The organism is Mesorhizobium sp. GW821-FHT07A06 (assembly GCF_059419085.1).
This window is the reverse complement of sequence record NZ_JBWKRC010000002.1, coordinates 129,362-153,774: the sequence shown is the minus strand read 5'-3', so window position 1 is coordinate 153,774 and position 24,413 is coordinate 129,362. Positions and strand designations below refer to the sequence as shown.

The following is a 24,413-nucleotide window of genomic DNA, read 5'->3' as shown; positions in this document are numbered from 1 at the left end:
GATTCGAATCCGGCTTTGCCGGAGTGGAAATCTGCAGGGTCACCAGGGCGGCGGATGTGACGATGGCAACGGCAAGCAGCGCACAGCGCGAACCTTCCATGGAAGAGATACTGGCTTCCATCAGGAGGATCATCGAGGATAGCGATAACGGCCGCAAGCAGCCGGGCGAGACCGATGAGCTGCGGCAGGACCTGGAGCCGTCGCCGGGCGAAGCTCCGGCGGCGGACGTCGATGCGTTTCGCGCCGAACTGCATGCTGCCCCCGAAGTCAGGACGCAGGTCGCGCTCGCGGAAGTCCGGGCACCGTCGCCAGAGCCGGTGATCGCGCGCATGGAATCGCAGACGCGCGCCGATCCCGTTCCGGCCAGGCCTTCGATGACGCTTGCGGAGGTCAGTGCCAGGGTCGCCGCCGAGCCGGCGCCTGTCGCCAGGATCGACGCGCCAGCGGCGCCAGAGGCCAGCGCGACAAGCGATAGCATCGTTGCCGATTGGCGGCGCGAGATCGCCGCGGTTGGAGAGCAGGCGAAGGCGATGCCGGACAGGAGCATCCGCAAGCCCGAGGCCCCGGCGAGCGAATCGGTGGTTGAGGGCGCGTTCGGACAGCCTTCTTCAAGCGACGCTTCGGCCGGCGCCGCTCAGGCATATGCGGCGACAAATGAAGCGCCTTCGGCTCGTCCGGCAATTCTTTCCGAACACACGGGCCGGCAGGTCGCCGCGGCCTTTGGCGAGCTGTCCGATGCCTTTGCCAGCCGCAGCAAGAAAACGTTCGACGAGATGGCCGAGGAGATGCTGCGGCCGATGCTGCAGGACTGGCTGGACAACAATCTGCCGACGCTGGTGGAGCGCCTGGTGCGCGAAGAAATCGAGCGCGTCGCACGCGGCGCGCAGTAATCTCCTCCAACGATCATTTTCGAAACGCCGCCATGAGGCGGCGTTTTTGTCGATGAGGTCAGCCCGCGCTGGTCGCGAAGCAGACAAGGTTGCCGTCGGGATCCGTGACGATGAACGTGCGGGCCCCCCAGGGTTCGGTCCGCAATGTCTGATGGAACGGGGCCGTGGCCTTCTGATACTCCAGAAACAGAGCCTTGATGTTGTCGACGACGATCGTCGCCGCCAGCAGGTCATCGGTCGAATTGGCGGCGAGTGGAGGCTTGTCGACATGGCGCAGGTTGAGCCGTGCGCCATCGCGAATGATTTGGGCGTAGAAGGGCGGCTCGCCATATGTGAAGCGCGTCTCGAAGCCAAGCTTTTCCCGGTAGAAATTACAGGCCGCTGCGATGTCGCAGACAAAGAGCTGTGGCTCGGCAAAGGCGAGATGCGGTTTTGCGGCGTCTGTTGCTGCATGATCGGTCACGGTTTGAAGGCCTTCCTTCAGCGCCTGCTAGCTCTCGAAACCTGACTTCCTGGCGACGAGTTCCTGGGCATCGGTCAGCTTGAAGTCGTGATCGAGGATTTGGCTGTCGCTGAAATGGCGAAATCGCGGCAAGAGCCATCCAATCACAGCGGCGACGGGGTAATACCGCTCGCGGTGCCATTTGAGATAGAGCTTGGCCTGTTTCTTGTGGTGTTCGAGAGTCGGCATGGGCGCACTGTGGGGTTGAGGTGGCGTAGGCGGGCAATGCCCCTCCGGCCGGAAGCCGATGCGCCCTACAGCAGCATCGACAAGGTATTGCCGGGACGGCCGCGGGTCAAGGCGCGGTGCCGTGCGGCATGGCTCCCGTTGAAATGAACACCGCCGCGCCTATCTGCTTCTCATGAACCGAAGCGGCCCTTGCGGTTGACTTGGCCAAGACCTTCCGATTTACACCGAACCAGCAAAAATCCCGACAGCGCGGACCGTTTTCCCATGCTTGAAAAGACCTACGACGCAAAGACCGTCGAGCCGAAGATCGCCAAAGTGTGGGAAGAGGCCGACGCGTTTCGCGCCGGCGCCGGCGCCGAGGAGGGGGCCGAGGCCTTCACCATCGTCATCCCGCCGCCCAATGTCACCGGCTCGCTGCATATGGGCCATGCGCTGAACAACACGCTGCAGGACATATTGATCCGCTTCGAGCGCATGCGCGGCAAGAACGTGCTGTGGCAGCCGGGCATGGACCATGCCGGTATCGCCACGCAGATGGTGGTCGAGCGCCAGCTGATGGAGAGGCAGATCCATCGCCGCGACCTGACGCGTGAGGAATTCATCGAGAAGGTTTGGGAGTGGAAGGCCGAATCCGGCGGCGCCATCTTCAATCAGCTGAAGCGGCTCGGCGCCTCGGCCGACTGGTCCCGCGAACGCTTCACCATGGATGAAGGCCTGTCCAAGGCCGTGCTTGAAGTCTTCGTCACCCTCTACAAGGAAGGCCTGATATACAAGGACAAGCGCCTTGTGAACTGGGACCCGAAACTCTTGACCGCGATCTCCGACCTCGAGGTCGAGCAGCAGGAGGTCAACGGCAACCTCTGGCATTTCCGCTACCCGATCGAGGGCGAGACCTTCGACCCGGAAAATCCGAAGACCTTCATCACCGTGGCGACGACACGGCCCGAAACGATGCTGGGCGACACGGCCGTCGCGGTGCACCCGGACGACGAGCGGTACCGGCATCTGGTCGGCAGAAACGTTGTGCTGCCGATCGTCGGCAGAAAAATCCCCGTCGTGGCGGACGAATATTCCGATCCGGAAAAGGGTTCGGGCGCGGTCAAGATCACGCCAGCGCATGATTTCAACGACTTCGAGGTCGGCAAGCGTCACAAATTGCCGGCGATAAACATCCTGACCGTCGAAGCCGCCATCAAATTGAAGGACAATGAGGACTTCCTCGCCGGCCTCCAGGTCACGCCGGAACGCCAGGCTGTCTGGGCCGAGCTTGAAGGGCTCGACCGTTTCGTCGCGCGCAAGAAGATCGTCGAGCTGATGGAAGCCGGCGGCTTCCTCGACAAGGTCGAGCCGCATCGCCATGCCGTGCCGCATGGCGACCGCGGTGGTGTGCCGATCGAACCGTTCCTGACCGAGCAGTGGTATGCCAATGCCGCCGAACTCGCGAAGCCGGCCATTGCCTCGGTGCGCGAGGGCCGCACCAACTTCGTGCCGAAAAACTGGGAAAAAACCTATTTCGACTGGATGGAGAACATTCAGCCCTGGTGCATTTCGCGTCAGCTGTGGTGGGGTCACCAGATACCGGCGTGGTACGGGCCGGACGGACGCGTCTTCGTCGAGAAGTCGGAAGAAGAGGCGCTGAGTGCGGCTATCGAATATTATCTGGCGCTTGAAGGCCCGTGGAAGGCCTGGGTCGAGGACAAGCTGGAAAACTTCAAGCCCGGCGAGATCCTGACCCGCGACGAGGACGTGCTCGATACCTGGTTCTCCTCGGCGCTGTGGCCGTTCTCGACGCTTGGCTGGCCTGACCAGACGCCGGAGCTGAAAACCTACTACCAGACCGACGTGCTGGTGACCGGCTTCGACATCATCTTCTTCTGGGTTGCCCGCATGATGATGATGGGACTGCACTTCATGGACGAGGAGCCGTTCCATACCGTCTATGTGCACGCGCTGGTTCGCGACAAGAACGGCGCCAAGATGTCGAAGTCGAAAGGCAACGTCATCGACCCGCTCGACCTCATTGACGAGTACGGCGCCGACGCGCTGCGTTTCACGCTGGCGGTGATGGCGGCACAGGGGCGCGACGTGAAGCTCGATCCGGCACGCATCGCCGGCTATCGCAATTTCGGCACCAAGCTGTGGAACGCAACGCGCTTCGCCGAGATGAACGAAGTCGCCCGCAATGACGATTTCTGGCTGAACGATGCCAAGCTGGCGGTGAACCGCTGGATCCTGACCGAACTGACACGCGCTGCGCGCGAGGTCACGGACGGCATCACCTCATACCGCTTCAACGAAGCGGCCGGGGCGGCCTACCGCTTCGTCTGGAACCTGTTCTGCGACTGGTATCTCGAGCTGCTGAAACCGGTGTTCATGGGCACGGACGAGGCGGCCAAGGCCGAAAGCCGCGCCTGCGTAGCCTTCGTGCTCGACGAGATCTACAAGCTTCTGCATCCGATGATGCCGTTCATGACGGAAGAGCTGTGGGCGCAGACGGCGGGAGAGGGCAAGGAGCGCGAGTCGCTGCTTTGCCACGCCGCCTGGCCGGCGCCGGATTTCGAGGACGCGGATGCCGCCGCCGACATCAACTGGCTGGTCGACCTCGTCTCCGGCATCCGCTCGGTGCGCTCGGAAATGAATGTGCCGCCGGCGGCCATCGCGCCGCTGGTCGTGGTCGGCGCCAACGATCTCACGCGTGAGCGGCTGGTTCGCGAGGACTCGGCGATCAAGCGGCTGGCGCGCGTCGGTGACATCTCGCTCGCCGATGCAGCGCCCAAGGGCGCGGCGCAGATCGTGCTCAACGAGGCGACGATCTGCCTGCCGCTTGGCAGCTTGATCGATCTCGCCGCCGAGGCCACGCGGCTGCAGAAGGAACTGGCCAAGGTCACAGAGGAAATCGCGCGCTTGCACAAGAAGCTGTCCAACGAACGGTTCGTTGCCAGCGCGCCGGCCGAGATTGTCGAGGCCGAGCGCGAAAAGCTCGCCGAATACCGCGATGCGCAGGACAAGCTTTCGGTGGCTTTGACCAGGGTTCGCGACGCCGGTTGAAGGACAGATTCGTGCAGGACATGAGGGGTGTGCCCAAACGTCAGCTGCCTCGAAAACAGGCATTCCGCTACGTTAATTTTGACGTAAACGGAAACTTTGCGTCCATTGTTGCCATAATGTAACAATGGGGCCATAGCCCCCTTAAAAGTGGCTGTCTTTGAGCCTTTTGGGGCGAATTTTGGTTATTTTCTGTTCGGACAGGCACGCCTCGATCCGTTTTTCGGCCTTACGGTGCTTATCTGCATTTTGTCGAAAGTGCGTTCGCCGAGCATGTACATGTACGCCCGCTAATTCGTTGTTGCGCCGTTAACCTGAATTGGTTCTAGCTTGATGCACTCGAATTCGGGGAGGACATTCATGACCAATCTGCGACTGAAAGCGCTACTGGGGGCGGGGTGCTTTTCACTTGCTTTGATGGGCTCGGCGCACGCTGGCGGCTTTTCGCGCGGCACGGCTGATACCGATATTCTTTTTGAAGACGGCAATTTCAACATGCGCACCAGCGTGACCTATGTCGCGCCCACGCGAAAATATTCGGTGGACCAGCTCAATCCCAATTTGGTGGGCGTGAACTATTCCGACAGCTACGCTGTCCCTTCGGCCGCGGTAAAATTCAAGCTGTCGGACAACCTGTCTTGCGCAGGTACCTACACAGAGTCTTATGGTGGCGGAGCGACATGGCCCTCGCCGAGTGGGACTCTTGCCAAGCTGAGAGAAAATTTCACAATCTACGAAGGTGCTGTCACCTGCGGCATAAAATTCGATTTGAGCAAAGGTCGCATTTGGATACTCGGTGGCGTCTACCATGAGGATGTTGACTACAACCTTCTTGCGGTCGCAGGATTGCTTGATGTCGGTCTGAAAGACAGCAATGTGGGGTGGCGTGCAGGCGTTGCTTACGAGATCCCCGAGATCGCGTTACGCGCCCAGCTGATGTATCGCTCAGGTGTGTCCATCGACGCGTCCGGGTCTGCGGTCGCAAGTCCAGCTCTGATTCCATTCCCGGTCCCAGGGCCGGTCACGGTGGACGCGACGGGTGACACGAAGTTCCCGCAGTCGCTGGAGTTCAAGGCTCAGACCGGTGTCGCACCAGGCTGGTTGGTCTATGGCAGTGTGAAGTGGACTGACTGGTCGGTTACCAAGCAGCTCAATCTTCATATCCCGTCCTTGGGCATCGAGAACGGCAACGACTATTTCTGGCGCGATGGCTGGACCGTCACTGGCGGTGTTGGCCACAAGTTCAATGATCAGTTGTCCGGAACTGTGTTTGCTTCCTATGACCGGGGCGTAAGCACGGGTTGGGATTTGACCGGAGACACCTACACGATCGGTACCGGCGTTGCGCTTAAGGACAAGCTCGGTGGGGAGCTTCGATTTGGCGTTGCCGCCATCTATCTCGCATCGGTGTCCGAGACCCAGTACACGCCTTCTTTGCTCAATCGTACCGTTCAGGGCGATTGGGGCTACGCGCTGTCGGGTGGCTACAGCGTCAAGTGGTAAGTCCTTACACTGTCGACCAAAAAAAGGCCGGGCAATGCCCGGCCTTTTTGGGTGGCCAGGTCTTTCCCGTGGACCACGTACTCCGTGGCAATACATTAGCTTGCGCGCAAATGTTGTCGTTGACGTAAACGGAAGTTTCTGCCGCGATGTTGCTGTAATGTAACAGCGGGCAGACCGGCCGTCAGGACGCTATTTTTTGCGAAGATGTTGGCTGTTTTTTTGGGTTTTTCGAATTGGCGCACGCAGATTGGCTGTTTTTATGACGGTGAGGGCCTTAAGCGGCTCGACGGAGAAGGCACCAAGAAAAACATGTACATGTACACCCTCGAAATCGCTGTTGCACTACCAGCACAAAGCGGTCTTGCTTGGTTGTACTCGAATCCGGGGAGGAGATTCATGTTCGATGTGCGTCTGAAAGCGCTGCTGGGGGCGGGGTGCTTTTCGCTTGCTTTGATAGGCACGGTGATGGACACGGCGCATGCTGGTGGCCTGGAGCGCGGCGGCTACGACATCGACCTGTTGTTCGATCCGGGCCCCTTCGCTTCGGACGTCAGTGGAACCTATGTCATGCCGCAGCGCGATCTCAAGAACGCGACGGACACGTCCGGCGGCGGGCTAACGGGCAAGAGTACCGCCCGTAACGCCGAGGGCTACTGGGTGCCGTATGTCGGCGTCAAGGCAACGGTTGGCCATGGCGTTGACTGCATGCTTGACTATTCGCAGCCATGGGGTGCGAGTTCAAACCCCGGTATCTGGAACGGCTCCTATTCCAACATCAACACCCAGATCAAAAGCAACAACTATGCCGGCACGTGCTCCTACAAGATGGATGTCGGCAAGGGGCAGCTTCGCTTCATCGGCGGCGTTTTCTATCAGGAAGTCTACGGCTTCAAGGAGAGCTATGCGAACCCGGCCTTGGGCACCACAATCGGCCGTGTCGACCTGAGCAGCAGCGGCTGGGGCTGGCGCGTTGGCGTCGCCTACGAAATTCCAGATATCGCGCTGCGCGCCAGCCTCGTCTACAATTCGCAGGTGAAACTCGACAACATCGCGGGCACCTTGAATATTGTCGGCGATATATACGGCGCAACGCAGTCGATGCCGGATTCGCTGGAACTGAAATTGCAATCGGGCATCGCGCCCGGCTGGCTCGCATTCGGTTCAATCAAGTGGGTCAACTGGAGCCTGCTGCAAAGCATCCCGATCTGCCCGCAGGGGGTTCCGGCTTCCGTGTGCGTTACGGGTTCGGCGGCGGCTGTGACCTCGCTGGATCTGATGTATCGGGACGGCTGGACGGTCACCGGCGGCATCGGCCACCAATTCAACGAACAGTGGAGCGGCGCGGCCCAGATTTCATGGGACCGCGGGACCTCGCATGGCTATGGCGACCAGACCGATACCTGGACGATAGGTGGCGGCATCGCCTACACCCCCAAGCCCAACATCGAGTTGCGCCTGGCCGGCGCGATCGGCGTGCTGACCAGCGGCCACTCGGGTGTTGTGAACGGTGAGAACGGATTTCAAGCCGGTACGGACGTCAGCTACGACTTCGGGAACGATCTGGTCTCCGCGATTTCGGGCGGCCTCAAGATCAAGTTCTAAGCTTATGAAAATACTGGCAAAAGGCCGGGCATTGCCCGGCCTTCTTCGTTTGGGCGGGCATTGTTGGCGATGCCGCTATCCAAGCTGCGTTGCATATAAGCCGCACTGGGACTGCCTCGTGCAATTGTGACGTTTTGGCAACACTTTCTGAACAACCCCCGCGCTAAAAGTCAGGCCGGGGAAATTGCCTATTTCCCGCCATAAACCCGGCGCACCTCGAACCTGTCTCGGGACACGTGCCAAGAAGGCCCGGTGACGAGGCAGGCCGCACCGCCCGCGGCAAGGATGAGAATGGACGCCAAGGTCATTTCAAAGGCTAAGCTCCCTAGCCGCTATGTGACTGTCGGTCCGGCGCGCGCGCCGCACCGGTCCTATCTCTATGCCATGGGGCTTTCCGCCGCCGAGATCGCACAGCCGCTGGTCGGCGTAGCCTCGTGCTGGAACGAAGCCGCCCCCTGCAACATCTCGCTGATGCGCCAGGCGCAGGTGGTCAAGAAGGGTGTGGCGGCCGCCAACGGCACGCCGCGCGAATTCTGCACCATAACTGTCACCGACGGCATCGCCATGGGCCACCAGGGCATGAAGTCTTCGCTGGTGTCGCGCGAGGTCATCGCCGATTCGGTCGAACTCACCATGCGCGGCCATTGCTATGATGCGCTGGTCGGCCTCGCCGGCTGCGACAAGTCGCTGCCAGGCATGATGATGGCTATGGTGCGGCTCAACGTGCCATCGATCTTCATCTATGGCGGTTCGATCCTGCCCGGCAGCTATCGCGGCCGCCAGATCACCGTGCAGGATGTGTTCGAGGCTGTCGGCCAGCATTCGGTCGGCACGATCGGTGATGCCGAACTGCTCGAGATCGAGCAGGCCGCCTGTCCCTCGGCCGGCTCCTGCGGTGCCCAGTTCACCGCCAACACCATGGCTACCGTTGCCGAGGCGATCGGCCTGGCGCTGCCTTATTCCTGCGGCGCGCCGGCCCCCTACGAGATGCGTGACCGTTTCAATTTCGCCTCCGGCGAAAAGATCATGGAACTGATCGCCAAGAACATCCGGCCGCGCGACATCGTCACGCTGAAGGCACTGGAGAATGCGGCGACCGTGGTTTCGGCCACCGGCGGCTCGACCAACGCAGCGCTGCATCTGCCTGCGATCGCGCATGAGGCGGGCATCAAGTTCGATCTGTTCGACGTGGCGAAAATCTTCGAGAAAACGCCTTACATCGCCGATCTCAAGCCCGGCGGAAAATATGTCGCCAAGGACATGTTCGAGGCCGGCGGCATTCCGCTGTTGATGAAGACGCTGCTCGACCACGGCTATCTGCATGGCGATTGCCTGACGGTCACTGGCCGTACTTTGGCCGAAAACATGGAGCACGTTGCCTGGAATGAACACCAGGATGTGGTCCGCCCGGCCAACAGACCAATTACCCAAACCGGCGGTGTCGTGGGGTTGAAGGGAAACCTTGCCCCCGAAGGCGCGATCGTGAAGGTCGCGGGCATGGCGGAGTTGAAATTCTCCGGCCCGGCGCGCTGCTTCGATTCGGAAGAGGAATGTTTCGAGGCGGTGACGCATCGCAACTACAGGGAAGGCGAGGTTCTCGTCATTCGTTACGAAGGGCCGCGCGGCGGCCCGGGCATGCGTGAGATGCTGTCGACGACGGCGGCGCTCTACGGCCAGGGCATGGGTGGCAAGGTGGCGCTGATCACCGACGGCCGCTTCTCGGGCGCGACGCGCGGCTTCTGCATCGGCCATGTCGGGCCGGAAGCGGCGGTTGGCGGTCCGATCGGTCTTATCCTGGATGGCGACGTGATCTCGATCGATGCCGTGAACGGTACGATCGAAGTGGGGCTGACCGACGCCGAACTGGCGGCGCGGGCAAAGACATGGAAGGCGCGCACGACCGACTACCAGTCGGGCGCGATATGGAAATACGCACAGACGGTCGGGTCTGCCAGGGATGGTGCTGTCACCCATCCGGGCGGTGCGAAAGAAACACACTGTTATGCGGATATCTGAGTTGTTGAAGTCAACACCAGAGTTGTTGAGGTCATCTGTCCTTCCGGCACTGGTCGCTGTTGCGATCTTTGGCGCCGTGGGCCAGGCTTTGGCCTTCGACGACAAGGTGTTCGACGACAAGACCGGCGTGAAGCCGCAGTCCAGTCCCTGGGCGGTGTTCCAGTTTGGCTTCTCCGCCTACAAGAACGGCCACAAGGAACAGGCCGCCGAGGCCTATAAATACGCCGCCGAAAACGGCCAGATCGGCGCCACCTGGAAGCTTGCCCGCATGTATGCCGAGGGCGATGGCGTGGCCCGCGACGACTATGAGGCGTTCAAGTTCTTCTCGGAAATCGTCGACCAGGATGTCGAGCCCGGTTCTCCGGAAGAAAGCTACGTCTCGGACGCGCTGGTGGCGCTCGGCGACTATCTGCGCAAGGGCATTCCCGGCAGTCCGGTCACCGAGAACGAGGTGGCGGCCCAGGAATATTACATGCGCGCCGCCGCCAACTATCGCAACCCGAACGCCCAGTTCGAGATGGGGCAGATGTTCCTGAAAGGCGAGGGCGGCGTGAAGGCCAGCGTCAAGCAGGCCGGGCGCTGGTTCCAGCTCGCCGCCGAGAAGGGCCATGCCGGCGCGCAGGCGACGCTCGGCCATCTCCTGTTCCAGAGCGGCAAGATCGTTCGCGGCCTGGCGATGATGACCGCGGCGCTCGAACGCGCGTCGCCGGCCGACCAGCCCTGGATCCGAGGCATGCAGGAAGAGGCTTTCGCCGCGGCCGGCGAAGCCGACCGGCGCACGGCGATTTCGCTGGCGGATGACATCCTTACCAAGGGCTCCACCAACGCCGACCAATAGCGGCTGACCGCGTCTTGGCTCGAGGTAGCGACCTTTCGCGCCCTCCGTTCACGTTGGCGAACTCCCTGACATCACAAATGATTGGAACGCGTGAGGTTCGATCACGTTATGTGACATCGAGTTCTCAATGGTGTCCTCATGGTCATGTTCAGCGATCCGCAACTTCGAGAGGTGGCAGAAGGAAATGGCATGACGACCGATCAGAAGGTGCTGTTTCTGGTGCAATCCGGACACCTGGGTCCTACTCTTCTTCCCGGTAAGCTGTCGAGCACCGTTGCGGCACGCCCACACCCTATTCTCCTGATCCTTGCTTCGATTCTTTCGTCGGTAAGATGGCGATTGCGTTCGATGCGACAAAGGCCGGGTCGCGGCTTTTAAAGCGCGTCGCCCTGAAGCCGATTCAGGCGACGCGCCTTAAAGTCTTTGTTTTGGTTCATGTCGTCGTCCCAGAACCGCTGCACACTTCTGGGCGACATGCATCAGGCCCGCGAACGGTAACGATTGCCGCACTCCCAGCAGCGATCAGAACCTGAGGATTGGCTGTATCAACTGGCCCAAAAAGCTTTGAAGCCTGATGCTTCCTTGAAGCGCGACTATGCAGACGCAGGGCACGTCACTGCAAATGCGTGGCTTGTGGTCGACGGTTTCGTCCGCCTCGTCGAAGTCGCCAGGACCGTAACGGCCGAATTGGTGTTCAAAAGCGCCCTCCAGAACACACGTCCATTCGTCACCGGTATGCTTGTGGTGCGGAAGCGTGATTCCGGGTGCCGCCTTCAGCATGAAGACCTTGATATCGGAATCGCCGGCGACGGAGACGGCGCGTTGCTGCAGACCGGGCCACACCCGGCGCCATGGACCGAGCTTATGACGGTCGAGCAGCTGCTCGGATGCGATCTCCGCGCCCTGGGCGCTCGTACCGATCGATCCCAGCGCCGCCTGGAGCGCGCCGGGCCTCATCGACACTGGCAATGCCTGCTCAAGGAGCGCTCCACCGATCGCTTCATATTGATCGACCGCGTGGCCACAGGCGGCGCACAAGGATCGATGGATCGAGACGACCAGGCTACGCGCTTCATCAAGCGTGCCGGAGGCGAAGGCGGCCAGAGTCTCGTCGCTCGGATGGTGGGTAATGTCGTTCGTCATCTCAGCTCACTAAGCTTCCCTCTCAATCGATGCAGAGCCAGCCTCATCCGCGACTTTACGGTGCCGAGCGGTATCCCAAGCAGTTTGGCGATCTCGGCATGCGCCAGGCCGTCGAAAAACGACAATCGGACAACGCGCAATTGGTCGCTGGGCAGCGTTGCGATCGAGGTCCTGACCAGGTCTTCGCGCTCGGCCGCGAGAAGCTGCCCTTCTGGCTCGTCCGGATCTGCCTCTTCCTGAACGGCTTCGTCTTCCAACCATTTGGCGGCTCGAAGGTCACGACGGCCGAGATCGATGCCTACATTGCGCGCGATGGCATAGACCCAGCTCGATGCCGTAGCGCGTCCGGGGTCGAACTGGCTGGCATTTCGCCAGAGCCTGAGCAGGGTTTCCTGCGCGAGGTCTTCCGCACGGTCGGGGCTTGCGCCGCGTCGGATCATCATGGATTTCACGCGTGGCGCGTAGTGCTCGAATAGGCTCACGAAAGCATCCCGATCCTGGGTTGCCGCAACGCGAGTGATTAACCAGGCTGGATCGAATTCAACCATCGCCTTGCAGTATACGCTCAAACTTGCTCCGGCTGACCAGGCAGCTCTTTGGGTCGTTGGTCTTTTTACGAACTGCGCGCGGGTTCGGATCACATTCCCAGGCAAAATGATTTTTGTTCGTTTGATCGGCAGTGATCCAATTCGGTTCTTGAGCCGTAACCAGAACAAATCAATCGCTTCGCAAGCGACCAGCAGTCAGGAGCCCGCGTGAGATGCCTAAGATCTCGCTGATAATCGGCAGCGCGCCCGACGCGGTCAGGGCCAGGGACTGGGATCGCTCGGCCTTCACCGACATCGTCGCGATAAACAACGCCTGGGCCGTGCGGCCCGATTGGGACTATCTGATCCACCCAGACGATTTTCCCGAGGGACGGTTGCCGGATAGCCCGAGCCCGCGGTTTGCATCGATCATAACATCCGCCGAGTTCGTGCCCGCGCAGAACCTGTTCGGTGGATTCGTCTACGCCGGCGGGACAATGGCATTTACCGCGGGCTACTGGGCGCTGAAGGCGCTGAAGCCCGACATCATAGCCTTTTTAGGCTGCGATATGGTGTATCCCGCGAACGCGCCTACGCACTTCTACGGGGTTGGCACGGCAGATCCGCTGAGGAACGACGTAACTCTGAGGGATCTGAAGGCGAAGTCGGCAAGGCTGTTCGCCCAAGCCCTGCGTCACGGAACGCTGTGCCTCAACCTGTCTGAGCTTCCGGTAACGCGTCTTGCCCTACCGCGCGTGACGCTGCCTTTAATCGAGCGGCTTACCTCCGCCCGCATCAAAGCCATCAGGGCGAAGTTCAGATCGGCGATCGACGATACGTCGATGGAGAACGCCATCAGGCTCGAAAGTGAGCTTGGCTATTTTGTCCAAAATGGGCGGTATTGGGAAAGTATCTCGGACTTCGATGGAGTCTCTCTCTCTAAAATCGACGGTCACTGGAGATCTTCTGTAAGGAACATTCCCAACTCGGCATTTCCAAGCGATTTTTGCGGCGCGCGCGGATCCAAGGTTGTTTCACCTCCGGTCGAGATCGAGCGATTCCCGTGATGAATCGTGATGACATATCAAGGCTGATCCTGCGGACAAGCATGCAAGACCGGGCCGCGTTCGATCTTCTCTATCGGCATACGAGCGGGAAACTATTCGGAATTTGCTTGGGCATACTTGGTCATCGGTGCGAAGCGGAGGAGGCGTTGCAGGAGGTTTACGTCAAGATCTGGTCCAAAGCAGACCGCTTCGTGATTTCGGAACTCAGTCCCATTTCATGGCTTGCGGCAATCGCTCGCAACCATGCGATAGATCGGGTCCGGTCGCGCCGGCCAGCTACCGCCGACCTCGCTGCCGCGGACGATGTCGCCGATCCGACCCCTTTGGCCGAAGCTTTGCTAATCGCAGCCGACGATACGAAGCGCGTGCATCGATGCATCGATGCACTGGGAAGGGAAAAGGCGGAAGCCGTGCGAGGCGCTTACATCGAGGGCCTCTCTTACGCGCAATTGGCCGAGCGTCATGACGTGCCGATAAACACGATGCGGACTTGGCTTCGTCGCGGGCTGATAAATATCAGAGCCAATTTTGGCAAATAAAATGCCGCACGGTTGCGCAAGCGGCTGCGCCTGAATTGTGAAATTAGCGATGGCCGATAATGAATAAACCTGCGGTTGAACTTTATGTGGAGATCTATCTATGGTTGAGTGGTTGTCTCGACGCGTGATTTCTCCGGGAGTAGCAAATGACTGACATGCCTACGCTCGCCGCGACGCTTCGAGCCACCAGCGAAACGTTGAAAACCGTTCGAAACATGGTTGTGCAATCCGGTCATCTTCATGAGATGTTGGACATAGACACGTTGGTCAACGTCGCCCAGGTCGAGGCCGAACGGCGGGCGGTGATCATGGAAGTCACCAGCAGCCGACGCCAGATCAGCCCGCGAGACGATAGGGTTCCGTGAGGCGCGCCTCCGCCGCAATTCTGAGCGCCGTTTCGCCTGTCATGCCGGACTGGAACAAGCGCACCAAATCCGCGGCTAGGTCGAGAGCGGCTTCGGGATCCGGCAAAATCCGGTAACGGTCACACACAGCCTCAAACACGGCACAAAGACGGTCGATATCCTCGGGATACAGAATTTGGCTGCTGTCTTGTCCAAACATCTCTACGCTCCGGTAAGGGCGAGAGTGCGATGGTCGCTCCCAAGCAGCGGAGCCCATTTAACTGGCCGCTGACTGGCGCACCTTGTACCGATCCGAGGTCTGCGTCTTTAACATAAGACATAACGATGAAAATAGTCGGCGGCGAGGTCGATAGCCTGATGAGAAAATCAGTTCTCGGTCGGTTCGGTCGGCACCATGCTTGGCGCGGGTGTCGAGATCGGCGTGACATGCAGATGTGGCGCCACCTTGTTTTCGGGGCAGCTGTCGCCGACCTTGGTCCATGACGTGTTGTTGAGCACCATGTCGCAGCGCGCCAGATGGCTCTGGTCGCCAACAGTCAGGCAGGCGACCTGACCGACCGGATAGGATTTTCCATTGGCGAGACATTCCGGAGCGGCGAAGGCCGGCGGCATGACGACCGTGGCGAATGCCAGGCCGATCGGACAAGCAACAAATCGAATAGTCATGGGAACCCCGGCCGCCATGATGATTTTCGATCATGAGCCTGATTTGTGGCGACACAACGTCGTCGTGGCGAAACAAGCCCGGCGATTCGACGGCGGAAGGGGCCGGTCAGGCTGGCTGCAGCGCGAGATCGATCGCCACCGGCACGTGATCGGATGGCTTTTCCCAGGCGCGCACATGCTTTTCGATCGAGGCCGACGAGAATCGGTTGGCGGCTTCCGGCGACAGCAGCAGATGGTCGATGCGGATGCCGTTGTTCTTCTGCCAGGCGCCGGCCTGATAGTCCCAGAAGGTGTAGGTGTCGGGCGCATCGGTCACCGCGCGCACCGCTTCGGTGAAGCCGAGATTGAGAAGCCGCCGGAAGGCCTGCCGCGTCTGCGGTTGGAACAGCGCGTCGCCCAGCCAGTTCTCCGGAAAGCGCGCATCGATCGGCTCGGGAATGACGTTGTAGTCGCCGGCCAGCACCAGTGCTTCTTCGAGCCTCAGCCGTTCCTCGGCCCAGCGTTCCAGCCGGGCCATCCAGGACAGCTTGTAGGGAAACTTCTTGTCGTCATCGATCGGATTGCCATTCGGCAGATAAAGCGAGGCGACGCGCAGCGCGCCCTTGTCGGTCGAGAATACGCCTTCGATGAAGCGCGCCTGTTCGTCGGTGTCGTCGCCCGGCAGGCCGCGGTTCACTTCATCAAAGCGCAGCTTCGACAGGATGGCGACGCCATTAAAACCCTTCTGGCCATGGGTTTCCACATTGTAGCCCAACGCCTCGATCTCGGCGCGCGGGAACTGCTCATCGACCGTCTTGATCTCCTGCAGGCAGACGATGTCGGGCGCGCTTTCGGTCAGCCAGTGGGTGAGGTTGCCGATGCGGGCGCGGACGCCGTTGATGTTCCAGGTGACGATTTTCATGACGGTCTATTCTTCCTGAGGCGGGTGGCGTTCGACCAGGCCGATCGTATTGCCTGCCGGGTCCTTTAGGAAGGCCATCCACTCGCTTTCCCCCGCCGGACCGAACTGGCCCTCCGTGTCGCGATGCACCAGCGTCGGCGGCGCGGTGAAGGGGACTCCCGCGGCTTTCGCCCCGGCGTGGAAGGCTTCGAGGCCCGTTATGTCGAGATAGACGGTGCCGGCCGGTATGCCGTCGGTGAACAGCAGCCGCACGCTGCCTGCCATGATGAAGGCGATACCCGGTGGGTCGAAGCGCGCGTGCACATTCATGCCGAGCACATCGCGCCAGAAGGCGAGCGTCGAATCAAGATCGCGTCCGGCCGACAGCGCGACCTGACGGACCGCGCCGACGGCAGGCATGCCGCTAGATGGAGAAACTGGTGCCGCAGCCGCAGGAGGCGACCGCGTTCGGATTGCGGATCTGGAACGACTGGCCCATCAAATCGTCGACGAAGTCGATTACCGACCCGCCCATATAGACCAGAGACAAATCGTCGATCAGCACAGTGGCGCCATCCTTCTCGATGGCGACGTCATCGTCGTTGCGCGTATCGACCAGATCGAACTTGTATGAAAAGCCGGAGCAGCCGCCGCCTTCGACGGAAACGCGCAACGCCGTCTTGCCGGCTTCGTTGGAGACAATCCTGGCGATCCGCTTGGCGGCAGCCTCGGTCATATCGACTTTCATGGCAGTCTTGGCATCCGCGCCCATGGGCGTCACCTTGCTTTCGGTTTCACATGATAGGTATGAAGCGCAAGCGGCCAAGTCAACTAGACCAGTCAACCTGCGGCATCGACCATGACCAACGAGTTGGGCGACATCGGATTCGGCTACCGGCCGCGCGCGGCCTATGCCACGGATCCGGCGCGCTCGCGCGGCCGGCTGTTCGACGAGGTCGAAAGCCCGACCCGCACGCCGTTCCAGCGCGACCGCGACCGCATCATCCATTCGACGGCGTTCCGGCGGCTCAAGCACAAGACCCAGGTCTTCATCGCCCACGAAGGTGATCACTACCGCACAAGGCTGACCCATTCGATCGAGGTGGCCCAGATCGCGCGCGCCCTGGCGCGGGCGCTGCGCGGCGACGAGGATCTGGCCGAGGCTGTGGCGCTGGTGCATGATTTCGGCCACACGCCCTTCGGCCACACCGGCGAGGACGCGCTGAACGACAAGATGGCTGCCTGGGGCGGTTTTGATCACAACGCGCAATCGCTGCGCATCGTGACCCGGCTGGAAGCGCGCTACGCCGAATTCGACGGGCTGAACCTGAGCTGGGAGACATTGGAGGGCCTGGTCAAGCACAATGGCCCGCTGACGGACAGCCGCGGCAAGGGCCTGAAAGGGCCGGTGCCGCAGGCGATCCGCGACTACTCGGAGCTGCAGGATCTCGAACTCGACCACTTCGCCGGCATCGAGGCGCAATGCGCCGCCATCGCCGACGATATCGCCTACAACACACATGACATTGACGACGGCTTGCGGGCAGGGCTGCTGACGCTCGACATGCTGGAGGACGTCTCGCTGCCGGGAGCGATCCTGCGGGGCGTGCGCCAACGCTATCCGGCGCTTGATGGCGTGCGCACCGGCCACGAACTGATGCGGCGGCAGATCACCGCGATGGTCGAGGATGTCATCGTTTCCGCGACCGCCAATCTGGAGCGTATCGCCCCACGCAGCGCCGATGCGGTGAGGGCGGCCGGCGAGACGATGGTGACCTTTTCCACCGAGATGGCCGCGGCCGAGAAGGAACTCAAGGCTTTTCTCTACAAGCACCTCTATCGGCACAAGGAGGTGATGCGGGTGCGCGCCGGCGCCGAGCAGATCGTCAGGGACCTGTTCGATGTCTATTTCGCCGACCCGCGCGCCATGCCCGACGGCTGGCGCGAGGGGCTGGACCGGGCCGAGGATCGCATCAAGGCGCGCAGCGTGGCCGATTTCCTGGCAGGGATGACCGATACCTACGCACTCAAGGAACATCGGCGTTTGTTTGACCGCACCCCGGATTTGAGCTAGGGCGGGCGCGATTTTGCCGGCCAACGAGCCGGATTCGCCATAAAGCCGCCAGAGCAATACCCATGAACATCTTCGCCGATTTCACCGCGCGAGTCACAAAGGCTGTCGAAGCGCTCGATCTGAAAGACAAGGATGGCGTTTCGCCCGACCTGTCGCGCATCGCAGTCGAACCGCCGCGCGACGCCAGCCATGGCGACCTCGCGACCAATGCGGCAATGGTGCTGGCCAAGCCCACCGGCCAGAACCCGCGTGCGCTGGCCGAAAGGCTGGCGCTGGCGCTGCGCGACGACAAGGATGTCGCCGCCGCCGAAGTTGCAGGCCCTGGCTTCGTCAATCTCCGCCTCAAGGACGGCTTCTGGCAGGCCCATCTGGCGGCCCTTCTGGGCGAGGGACGCAATTATGGCCGCTCCACGGTCGGTGCCGGCCGGAAAACCAATGTCGAATATGTCTCGGCCAACCCGACGGGGCCGATGCATGTCGGCCATTGCCGGGGCGCCGTGGTGGGCGACGCGCTCGCCAATCTGATGGCGTTTGCCGGTTACGACGTGACCAAGGAATATGTCATCAACGATGCCGGCTCGCAGATCGATGTGCTCGGACGCTCGGCCTTCCTTCGCTACCGCGAAGCGCTTGGCGAGGATATCGGCGAGATTCCGCCCGGGCTTTATCCCGGCGACTACCTGGTCCCGGTCGGTCATGCGCTGGTCAAGGAGTTCGGCCGTTCGCTGCTGCAGATGCCGGATGACGAAGCACTGGCCATCGTCAAGGACCGGACCATTGACGCGATGATGGCGATGATCCGCGAGGATCTGGCGCTGCTCAACGTGCATCACGACGTGTTCTTCTCCGAACGCACGCTGCATGCCGACAATGCCAGGAAGATCCGCTCGGCGATCAACGACCTGACGCTGAAGGGCCATATCTACAAGGGCAAGCTTCCGCCGCCCAAGGGAGAGAAGCCGGACGACTGGGAAGACCGCGAGCAGACGCTGTTCCGCTCGACCGCGGTCGGCGACGACATGGACCGGGCTTTGGTCAAGTCCGATGGCGCGTTCACCTATTTCGCCGCCGACGTGGCGTATCTGAAGGACAAGGTCGATCGCGGCTTCGTCGACCTGATCTATGTGCTTGGCGCCGACCATGGCGGTTACGTCAAGCGGCTGGAGGCGCTGGCACGGGCCATCGCGGGCGACGAGGTCAAGCTCACCGTCCTGTTGTGCAATCTGGTCAAGCTGTTTCGTGACGGCGAGCCGGTCCGCATGTCGAAGCGGTCAGGTGATTTTGTCACGCTTCGGGAAGTGGTGGAAGAGGTTGGCCGCGACGCCATCCGTTTCATGATGCTTTACCGCAAAAGCGATGCGCCGCTCGATTTCGACTTCGCCAAGGTGACCGAGCAGTCCAAGGACAATCCGGTGTTTTACGTGCAGTACGCTTCGGCGCGCTGCCATTCGGTGTTCCGGCAGGCAAGCGAGCAATTGGGCGAGGCGAATTTCGACCGCAACAGCCTGGCGGCCGCCGTCGCATCGCTGACCGACGAGGGCGAGATCGGCCTGATCCGCAAACTCGCCGAATATCCACGCCTGATCGAATCCGCCGCTCTTGCGCTGGAGCCGCATAGGCTGGCATTTTACCTCTATGATCTGGCTTCCAGTTTCCACGGACACTGGAACCGGGGCACGGATAATCCGGACTTACGTTTTGTTAAGGTTAACGACCGACAATTGACGCATGCCAGACTAGGGCTGGTGCAGGCTGTTTCGGACGTTCTGACGTCCGGCCTGACGTTGATCGGAGCGGCAGCGCCCACCGAAATGCGTTAGGTTTGACTAAAAAACCTGTCACCTTTTGCCCACATTGCGCTGGTAAGGGCCAACCCTGCGCGACGTCCATGGCGTCCGAATGAGTGCGAGTTCGGGAACAATAATGGCAGACAGAACCCAGCTGAGAGTAGCCGACAACAACGACATCGCTGACGATGATCCGTTCGCGGAACTGACCAGGATCATGGGATTCGACCCGCGCCAGCCGGTCAAGCAACCGGCGCCGGCCCAGGCTCCTGTCGCCAGCCAGCCCGTGCAGGAGGACGATTTCAATATCGACCTCGAAAAGGAGTTGATGGGCGAGTTCGACGCCGGCGACGGTGCGGCCGCTCCATCCGTCGATGTTCATGAGCCGGCATTCGAAACGGCGGCCACGCACGCGGCCGACGATGATCTTGCGCTGTCCCTCGACGACGATTTCCATCTGGACTTCACGGGTGCCGATGATCAGGGGCTGGTCGCCAGCCATGCCAACCCTCACGCTGCCGAAGCCACGCCATCCGTCGAACCTGCCTTCGACGCCGATTTCGACAATGCCGTTGCCAGTTCGCTCGAAGACGTTTCGCCCTTCGAAGACGATCTGCCGATGGAGGACGAGCTTGCCGCGTCGCTCGATCAGGATTTCCACATCGAGGGCGATACCGTCGAGGCTCGGCACGCGGTGGCCGAAGCGCCGGCGGCTGTCGAGCCCGATCATCAATTCGACGATGCGGTCGCGCTTTCGCTCGAAGACGAGTTGATGCTTGACGACCATCCGGCGGATCAGCGCCATGTGGCCGCATCCGCCGTCGACTATCCTGAGCCGGCACTGGCCGTTGCGAATGAGGTCCAGGCGACTTCCGACGAGGATTTCGCGGGTCATTTCGACGACGCCATGGCTGATGTCGATATGGATTTTGACGTTCAGGCAGACGAGCCGGTGGCCTTTGATGCAGCGGAAGCGCACGACGTGCTCGCCGATGCCGTGGACACGGAAGGGGAGTTCTCAAGCCCCGATGCCGCTTCGGATGATGACGCTTTCGACCTGAATTTGGGCGATGCGTTCGCCGAGCCTGCCGAAGAGCCGGTCGCCGAGGTTGCGGCTGCGGTCCAGCCGATGGCTCCGGCAGCGGTCATCGCCGAGCCCGTGCGGGCCCACGCGGCGGACGAACGGAGCCTCGAAGACGAATTGAACGCGCTTCTGGGCGCCATGACGGCGCGCACGCCGCCGGCGGTCAACGAGCCTGTCGTTGCTCGGCCTGTTGTAGCCCAACCGGATATTGCTCCCGCCCAGGTCCATGCCGCCGCACCGGCGAAGAGCGCGGAGGAAAATGCCGATCTCGTTGGCGATCTCGACTGGGATCTCGACGACCATGCGCCCGAGGATCCGCATCGTTCGAGTGCCGCCCACGCCGCCGATGCCGATCTCTACAATCTGCAGCTCGACGAACTTCAGGACCAGGATCTTGGTTCGGATGCCGCGGATCATATCGATCTCGACGATGATGCGTTCGATGCGGCCCTTGCCAGGAGTCTCGATGCGCGCCATGAGACGGCTTCCCAGCAGGATCGGGCCGATTCCCTCGATTGGTTGGCCGAACGCTCGGCGCCGACGGAGCCAACCCGTTCGTGGAGCCGCGTGACACCGGTTCCCCAGCAGCCGGCATTTGCCACGCAGCCGGCCGCTTCGATGGCGGCCAGGGCCGCCGCGCCGGAAGTGGCCCCGGCAGTGGCTGTGGTGCCGACCTATCGTGCACCCGAGCCGGTTGCGGCTGCTCCCCATGCGGCCCCTGTATCAGCGCTGCAGCCGCGACAGCCGTCGCGCTATGAGGAGATGCCTGATGTCGAAACGGTCGATGTGCCGGAGCGCGTCGTGGCGCTGGCGGACGATCTCGACATTCCGGAACTGCATTTCGAGGAAGACGAGCCGGCCGCGCCTGGCTATGACGATCTCGACGCCGAGTTCGCCAGCCTTCTGACGGAAATGAATTCGGTGGAAGTCGCGCCTGCTCCAGCTGCTCCCGCAAGCAGCGCTGCCTACGCCGACGAATCCTACAATGCAGGATACAGTTCGGGATATGAGGGGCTCAATCCGGGATATGGGAGTCTCAATCCGGGATATGAGAAGTCTAACGCGGGATACCAGGCGCCGGCATACGAAGAGCCCAAGCCTGCCTACCAGCCTGAAGCGCGCACCTATGCGGCGCGGCCGACCGAAACGCCTGCTCGTGCGGCCGCGAACACTGGCTATGCCGATGCCGCGGACGGCTTCGACCTCGACAATTTGCCCGGCAACCAGCCGGTCTCGCAGGCGGACGATTTCACCGTCGATGAACTCGACTATGATCCTGAACTGGACGAGGCGATGTCCGTTCCGGGTCTCGGCGAGCGCGAAGCGGCCAGCTCGTCGGGCCGCCGCGGCCTGTTCATCGCCGCGATCGTCGGCGCCGTTGCGGTCGCGGGCGGTCTTGGCGCCTTTGCGCTGTCCTTCGGCGGCAAGGGCGGCAGCGAAGCTCCGGTGATCGTCAAGGCCGACAATTCACCGATCAAGGTCAAGCCGGAAAATCCGGGCGGCACCGTGGTGCCGAACCAGGACAACAAGGTTTACGACGCGGTGGTCAAGGGCGCGAAGCCCGCCGAACCGGTGCAGCAGAAGCTTGTCACCAACACCGAGGTGCCAGTGGACGTGCAGGCAAAGGATCCGGCTCGCGCCATAGATCTTTCTCCTGACCAGAGTGCCGCCGTTGGCGGAGCCGATGACGGCAACGCCTCGCCCACCGCCAATGCGGCCCCAACCGCCAATGCGGCTCCGGCCGCCAATGCGGCGCCGGCGCCCAAGTCCGAGGATCGCATCGCGCAGGTGCTGCAGGATGCCGACAAGGGCACCAACACCGATGTCGTCGCCGTCGCGCCGCGCAAGGTGAGGACCATGGTTGTCAAGTCGGATGGCTCGCTGGTGCCGCGCGAGGACCCGGCGCCGGCCGCGCCGCAGGTCGCGGCCGCTGAGCCGACCGATCCGGCGCCGCAGCATGTCGCACCCTCTGCCGATACCGATCAGACCGGCACCGTGGCGCCTGCCGCCGCCCAGTCGGGCGACGAGCCGGCCCTCAAGCCGGCGGCCAAACCGGCCAAGGCGCAGTCGGCCAACACCCCGGCCAAGGTTGCGATCGCACCGCAGCGCCCGTCCGACCAGCCGGTCGACGTCGTCGGCGAGGTTAAGCCCGATCAGGTCGCTTCCATCGATCCGGCAACGACGGCGACCGGTGGCGGTTCGTGGTCGATGCAGGTTGCTTCGCAGCCGACGGTGGAAAGCGCCCAGTCGACCTACCAGGATCTGCAGCGCCGCTACGGCAGCGTGCTTGCCGGCCGCACCGCCAACATCGTCAAGGCCGAGATCGCCGGCAAGGGCACGTTCTACCGTGTCCGCGTCGCGGCCCAGTCGCGCAACGATGCCATCAACCTGTGCACCAGCTACAAGGCGGCTGGCGGCAACTGCTTCGTCTCCCGCTAGGCGCCGATCAATCAATCAAGCCGGCGTGGTCTTTGACCGCGCCGGCTTTTTCATGCGCCCAGCGTTTTCATGCGCCCAGCGTTTTCATGTGCCCAGCGCTTTCATGTGGAAGCAGTTCCGGCGTTGGGCCGCATGTGATCGCAAGCGATTCCCTTTGATCGCGCGAAGCCCTAAACTCCTGACATGACCGAATCAAAATCCATGATCCTCGGCTGTGCCGGGAAATCGCTCACCCGCGAAGAAATCAATTTCTATCGCAATGAATGCCCGTGGGCCTTCATCCTGTTTGCCCGCAACATTGGCGAGACCGAGCAGATCCGCGATCTGGTCGCCGAGATGCGTGATTGCATCGGACGCCCCGACGCGTTGGTGTTCATCGATCAGGAGGGCGGCAGGGTGCAACGCCTGCGGCCACCGCTGGCTCCCAACTATCCGGCCGGCGGGGCGCTTGGCGCGCTGTGGCGCGACGATCACGACGCCGGCGCCCGTGCCGCATGGCTGATGGCGCGCCTGCACGCCTTCGACCTGCTGCGCTACGGCATCACGGCGGATTGCCTGCCGGTGCTCGACGTGCCGATCGAAGGCGCCAGCGACGTGATCGGCGCGCGCGCCTATGGCAAGGAGCCGCGCGCGGTCATCGAACTCGGTCGTGCCGCCGCCGAAGGCCTGATGTCAGGCGGGGTCCTGCCGGTGATGAAGCATATTCCGGGGCATGGCCGGGCCTTTGCCGACACGCATTTCGAGCTGCCGACGGTCGATGCTTCGCTCAGCGATCTGCAGCGGCATGATTTTGCGCCGTTCCGGGAGCTCAACGACCTGCCGATGGCAATGACGGCGCATGTCGTTTATAGCGCCATCGACCCGAAGAACCCGGCGACGACATCGGGCAAGGTCATCGACGAGATCATCCGCCGCGACATCGGCTTTGACGGGCTCCTGATGAGCGACGACACCTCGATGAAGGCACTTTCTGGGGATTTCCCGACAAAGGCGGCCTCGATCCTTGCGGCGGGCTGCGATCTGGTCCTTCACTGCAACGGCGTTTTCGAGGAGATGGTGGGCATCGCATCGCGCACCACGGGGCTTGAAGGCAAGTCTCTGGAGCGTGCAAAGCGGGCTCTGACCTATATAAGGAAATGCGACGCGGCCGAGGAAAACGAGATACGCGCCGAATTCGCCACCTATTTCGATGCGGTGGCCTAACGACAAGGAAGTGACAAGGCTGTGGCGGAAACATTGGAGAGCAAGGCCGCGAAG

At 61.8% G+C, this 24,413-nt stretch carries 20 protein-coding genes and 1 pseudogene; 13 read left to right on the top strand and 8 right to left on the bottom strand.

Annotated elements, in window-relative coordinates; translation table 11 throughout:
* Positions 1–62 precede the first annotated feature (62 nt).
* A complete protein-coding gene (locus AC07SZ_RS06195; protein WP_494913741.1) occupies positions 63–890 on the top strand; it encodes a PopZ family protein in 828 nt (275 codons plus the stop codon).
* A gap of 58 nt (positions 891–948) precedes the next feature.
* Here the strand turns inward: AC07SZ_RS06195 and AC07SZ_RS06190 are convergent.
* Positions 949–1,581: pseudogene (locus AC07SZ_RS06190) on the bottom strand (bleomycin resistance protein).
* 264 nt (positions 1,582–1,845) lie between these two features.
* On the opposite strand from AC07SZ_RS06190, the gene AC07SZ_RS06185 reads away from it, so the two are divergent.
* The 5 genes from AC07SZ_RS06185 (at position 1,846) to AC07SZ_RS06165 (ending at position 10,585) form a co-directional block, all read left to right on the top strand.
* Positions 1,846–4,629, top strand: a complete 2,784-nt coding sequence (locus AC07SZ_RS06185) for a valine--tRNA ligase (RefSeq protein ID WP_056572405.1) — start codon at positions 1,846–1,848, stop codon at positions 4,627–4,629.
* A 357-nt stretch (positions 4,630–4,986) separates the two neighbouring features.
* Positions 4,987–6,129 carry an OmpP1/FadL family transporter gene (locus tag AC07SZ_RS06180; RefSeq protein WP_056572403.1) on the top strand — a complete coding sequence of 381 codons (1,143 nt, stop codon included), beginning with the start codon at positions 4,987–4,989 and terminating at the stop codon, positions 6,127–6,129.
* Positions 6,130–6,525: 396 nt separating this feature from the next.
* Positions 6,526–7,731, top strand: a complete 1,206-nt coding sequence (locus AC07SZ_RS06175; RefSeq protein WP_494914154.1) for an outer membrane protein transport protein — start codon at positions 6,526–6,528, stop codon at positions 7,729–7,731.
* A gap of 291 nt (positions 7,732–8,022) precedes the next feature.
* Entirely contained in the window at positions 8,023–9,747 is a 1,725-nt protein-coding gene (gene ilvD, locus AC07SZ_RS06170) for a dihydroxy-acid dehydratase (RefSeq protein ID WP_494913740.1), read from the top strand.
* Complete coding sequence (locus AC07SZ_RS06165; protein ID WP_494913739.1) at positions 9,734–10,585, top strand: tetratricopeptide repeat protein; 852 nt, start codon at positions 9,734–9,736, stop codon at positions 10,583–10,585. The genes ilvD and AC07SZ_RS06165 overlap by 14 nt, the downstream gene beginning before the upstream one ends.
* Positions 10,586–11,107: 522 nt before the next feature.
* Here AC07SZ_RS06165 and AC07SZ_RS06160 read toward each other — a convergent pair.
* Both AC07SZ_RS06160 and AC07SZ_RS06155 read right to left on the bottom strand, forming a co-directional pair.
* Positions 11,108–11,728 carry a ChrR family anti-sigma-E factor gene (locus AC07SZ_RS06160; RefSeq protein WP_056572395.1) on the bottom strand — a complete coding sequence of 207 codons (621 nt, stop codon included), beginning with the start codon at positions 11,726–11,728 and terminating at the stop codon, positions 11,108–11,110.
* Entirely contained in the window at positions 11,725–12,276 is a 552-nt protein-coding gene (locus AC07SZ_RS06155) for a sigma-70 family RNA polymerase sigma factor (protein WP_494913738.1), read from the bottom strand. Before AC07SZ_RS06155 ends, AC07SZ_RS06160 begins: the two co-directional genes overlap by 4 nt.
* 212 nt (positions 12,277–12,488) lie before the next feature.
* On the opposite strand from AC07SZ_RS06155, the gene AC07SZ_RS06150 reads away from it, so the two are divergent.
* From AC07SZ_RS06150 to AC07SZ_RS06140, 3 genes are all read left to right on the top strand, one after another.
* The gene (locus tag AC07SZ_RS06150; RefSeq protein WP_056572391.1) at positions 12,489–13,322 is read left to right on the top strand and encodes a hypothetical protein; all 834 of its coding nucleotides are present in this window, start codon (positions 12,489–12,491) and stop codon (positions 13,320–13,322) included.
* Positions 13,322–13,861, top strand: coding sequence for a sigma-70 family RNA polymerase sigma factor (locus tag AC07SZ_RS06145; protein WP_056572389.1), 540 nt, complete (start codon positions 13,322–13,324; stop codon positions 13,859–13,861). The genes AC07SZ_RS06150 and AC07SZ_RS06145 overlap by 1 nt, the downstream gene beginning before the upstream one ends.
* A gap of 146 nt (positions 13,862–14,007) precedes the next feature.
* Positions 14,008–14,226, top strand: coding sequence for a hypothetical protein (locus AC07SZ_RS06140; RefSeq protein ID WP_056572386.1), 219 nt, complete (start codon positions 14,008–14,010; stop codon positions 14,224–14,226).
* Here the strand turns inward: AC07SZ_RS06140 and AC07SZ_RS06135 are convergent.
* From AC07SZ_RS06135 to erpA, 5 genes are all read right to left on the bottom strand, one after another.
* The gene (locus tag AC07SZ_RS06135) at positions 14,198–14,425 is read right to left on the bottom strand and encodes a hypothetical protein (protein WP_172373520.1); all 228 of its coding nucleotides are present in this window, start codon (positions 14,423–14,425) and stop codon (positions 14,198–14,200) included. The two genes, AC07SZ_RS06140 and AC07SZ_RS06135, sit on opposite strands and share 29 nt — an antisense overlap.
* Positions 14,426–14,592: 167 nt before the next feature.
* Positions 14,593–14,910 (bottom strand): hypothetical protein, encoded by a 318-nt coding sequence (locus AC07SZ_RS06130; RefSeq protein WP_494913737.1) that lies wholly within the window; start codon positions 14,908–14,910, stop codon positions 14,593–14,595.
* Positions 14,911–14,998: 88 nt separating this feature from the next.
* Complete coding sequence (gene xth / locus AC07SZ_RS06125) at positions 14,999–15,793, bottom strand: exodeoxyribonuclease III (RefSeq protein WP_056572380.1); 795 nt, start codon at positions 15,791–15,793, stop codon at positions 14,999–15,001.
* A gap of 6 nt (positions 15,794–15,799) precedes the next feature.
* Entirely contained in the window at positions 15,800–16,192 is a 393-nt protein-coding gene (locus AC07SZ_RS06120; protein WP_494913736.1) for a VOC family protein, read from the bottom strand.
* 4 nt (positions 16,193–16,196) lie between these two features.
* On the bottom strand, positions 16,197–16,544 hold the full coding sequence (erpA, locus tag AC07SZ_RS06115; RefSeq protein WP_013531288.1) for an iron-sulfur cluster insertion protein ErpA: 348 nt from the start codon (positions 16,542–16,544) through the stop codon (positions 16,197–16,199).
* An 87-nt stretch (positions 16,545–16,631) separates the two neighbouring features.
* On the opposite strand from erpA, the gene AC07SZ_RS06110 reads away from it, so the two are divergent.
* The 4 genes from AC07SZ_RS06110 to nagZ all read left to right on the top strand — a co-directional run bounded on the left by AC07SZ_RS06110 (position 16,632) and on the right by nagZ (position 24,359).
* The gene (locus AC07SZ_RS06110) at positions 16,632–17,846 is read left to right on the top strand and encodes a deoxyguanosinetriphosphate triphosphohydrolase (RefSeq protein WP_056572376.1); all 1,215 of its coding nucleotides are present in this window, start codon (positions 16,632–16,634) and stop codon (positions 17,844–17,846) included.
* A gap of 62 nt (positions 17,847–17,908) precedes the next feature.
* The gene (argS, locus tag AC07SZ_RS06105; RefSeq protein WP_056572374.1) at positions 17,909–19,666 is read left to right on the top strand and encodes an arginine--tRNA ligase; all 1,758 of its coding nucleotides are present in this window, start codon (positions 17,909–17,911) and stop codon (positions 19,664–19,666) included.
* A 103-nt stretch (positions 19,667–19,769) separates the two neighbouring features.
* The gene (locus AC07SZ_RS06100; protein ID WP_494913735.1) at positions 19,770–23,156 is read left to right on the top strand and encodes an SPOR domain-containing protein; all 3,387 of its coding nucleotides are present in this window, start codon (positions 19,770–19,772) and stop codon (positions 23,154–23,156) included.
* Between the two features lie 183 nt (positions 23,157–23,339).
* Positions 23,340–24,359, top strand: coding sequence for a beta-N-acetylhexosaminidase (gene nagZ, locus AC07SZ_RS06095; protein WP_494913734.1), 1,020 nt, complete (start codon positions 23,340–23,342; stop codon positions 24,357–24,359).
* The last annotated feature ends 54 nt before the right edge of the window (positions 24,360–24,413 follow it).

Excerpts from the sequence above, each read along its gene's own strand:
- AC07SZ_RS06195 (WP_494913741.1), top strand. The coding sequence starts at position 63 with ATGGCAACGGCAAGCAGCGCACAGCGCGAACCTTCCATGGAAGAGATA.
- AC07SZ_RS06185 (WP_056572405.1), top strand. The coding sequence starts at position 1,846 with ATGCTTGAAAAGACCTACGACGCAAAGACCGTCGAGCCGAAGATCGCC.
- AC07SZ_RS06180 (WP_056572403.1), top strand. The coding sequence starts at position 4,987 with ATGACCAATCTGCGACTGAAAGCGCTACTGGGGGCGGGGTGCTTTTCA.
- AC07SZ_RS06175 (WP_494914154.1), top strand. The coding sequence starts at position 6,526 with ATGTTCGATGTGCGTCTGAAAGCGCTGCTGGGGGCGGGGTGCTTTTCG.
- ilvD (WP_494913740.1), top strand. The coding sequence starts at position 8,023 with ATGGACGCCAAGGTCATTTCAAAGGCTAAGCTCCCTAGCCGCTATGTG.
- AC07SZ_RS06165 (WP_494913739.1), top strand. The coding sequence starts at position 9,734 with ATGCGGATATCTGAGTTGTTGAAGTCAACACCAGAGTTGTTGAGGTCA.
- AC07SZ_RS06160 (WP_056572395.1), bottom strand. The coding sequence starts at position 11,728 with ATGACGAACGACATTACCCACCATCCGAGCGACGAGACTCTGGCCGCC.
- AC07SZ_RS06155 (WP_494913738.1), bottom strand. The coding sequence starts at position 12,276 with ATGGTTGAATTCGATCCAGCCTGGTTAATCACTCGCGTTGCGGCAACC.
- AC07SZ_RS06150 (WP_056572391.1), top strand. The coding sequence starts at position 12,489 with ATGCCTAAGATCTCGCTGATAATCGGCAGCGCGCCCGACGCGGTCAGG.
- AC07SZ_RS06145 (WP_056572389.1), top strand. The coding sequence starts at position 13,322 with ATGAATCGTGATGACATATCAAGGCTGATCCTGCGGACAAGCATGCAA.
- AC07SZ_RS06140 (WP_056572386.1), top strand. The coding sequence starts at position 14,008 with ATGACTGACATGCCTACGCTCGCCGCGACGCTTCGAGCCACCAGCGAA.
- AC07SZ_RS06135 (WP_172373520.1), bottom strand. The coding sequence starts at position 14,425 with ATGTTTGGACAAGACAGCAGCCAAATTCTGTATCCCGAGGATATCGAC.
- AC07SZ_RS06130 (WP_494913737.1), bottom strand. The coding sequence starts at position 14,910 with ATGGCGGCCGGGGTTCCCATGACTATTCGATTTGTTGCTTGTCCGATC.
- xth (WP_056572380.1), bottom strand. The coding sequence starts at position 15,793 with ATGAAAATCGTCACCTGGAACATCAACGGCGTCCGCGCCCGCATCGGC.
- AC07SZ_RS06120 (WP_494913736.1), bottom strand. The coding sequence starts at position 16,192 with ATGCCTGCCGTCGGCGCGGTCCGTCAGGTCGCGCTGTCGGCCGGACGC.
- erpA (WP_013531288.1), bottom strand. The coding sequence starts at position 16,544 with ATGGGCGCGGATGCCAAGACTGCCATGAAAGTCGATATGACCGAGGCT.
- AC07SZ_RS06110 (WP_056572376.1), top strand. The coding sequence starts at position 16,632 with ATGACCAACGAGTTGGGCGACATCGGATTCGGCTACCGGCCGCGCGCG.
- argS (WP_056572374.1), top strand. The coding sequence starts at position 17,909 with ATGAACATCTTCGCCGATTTCACCGCGCGAGTCACAAAGGCTGTCGAA.
- AC07SZ_RS06100 (WP_494913735.1), top strand. The coding sequence starts at position 19,770 with ATGGCAGACAGAACCCAGCTGAGAGTAGCCGACAACAACGACATCGCT.
- nagZ (WP_494913734.1), top strand. The coding sequence starts at position 23,340 with ATGACCGAATCAAAATCCATGATCCTCGGCTGTGCCGGGAAATCGCTC.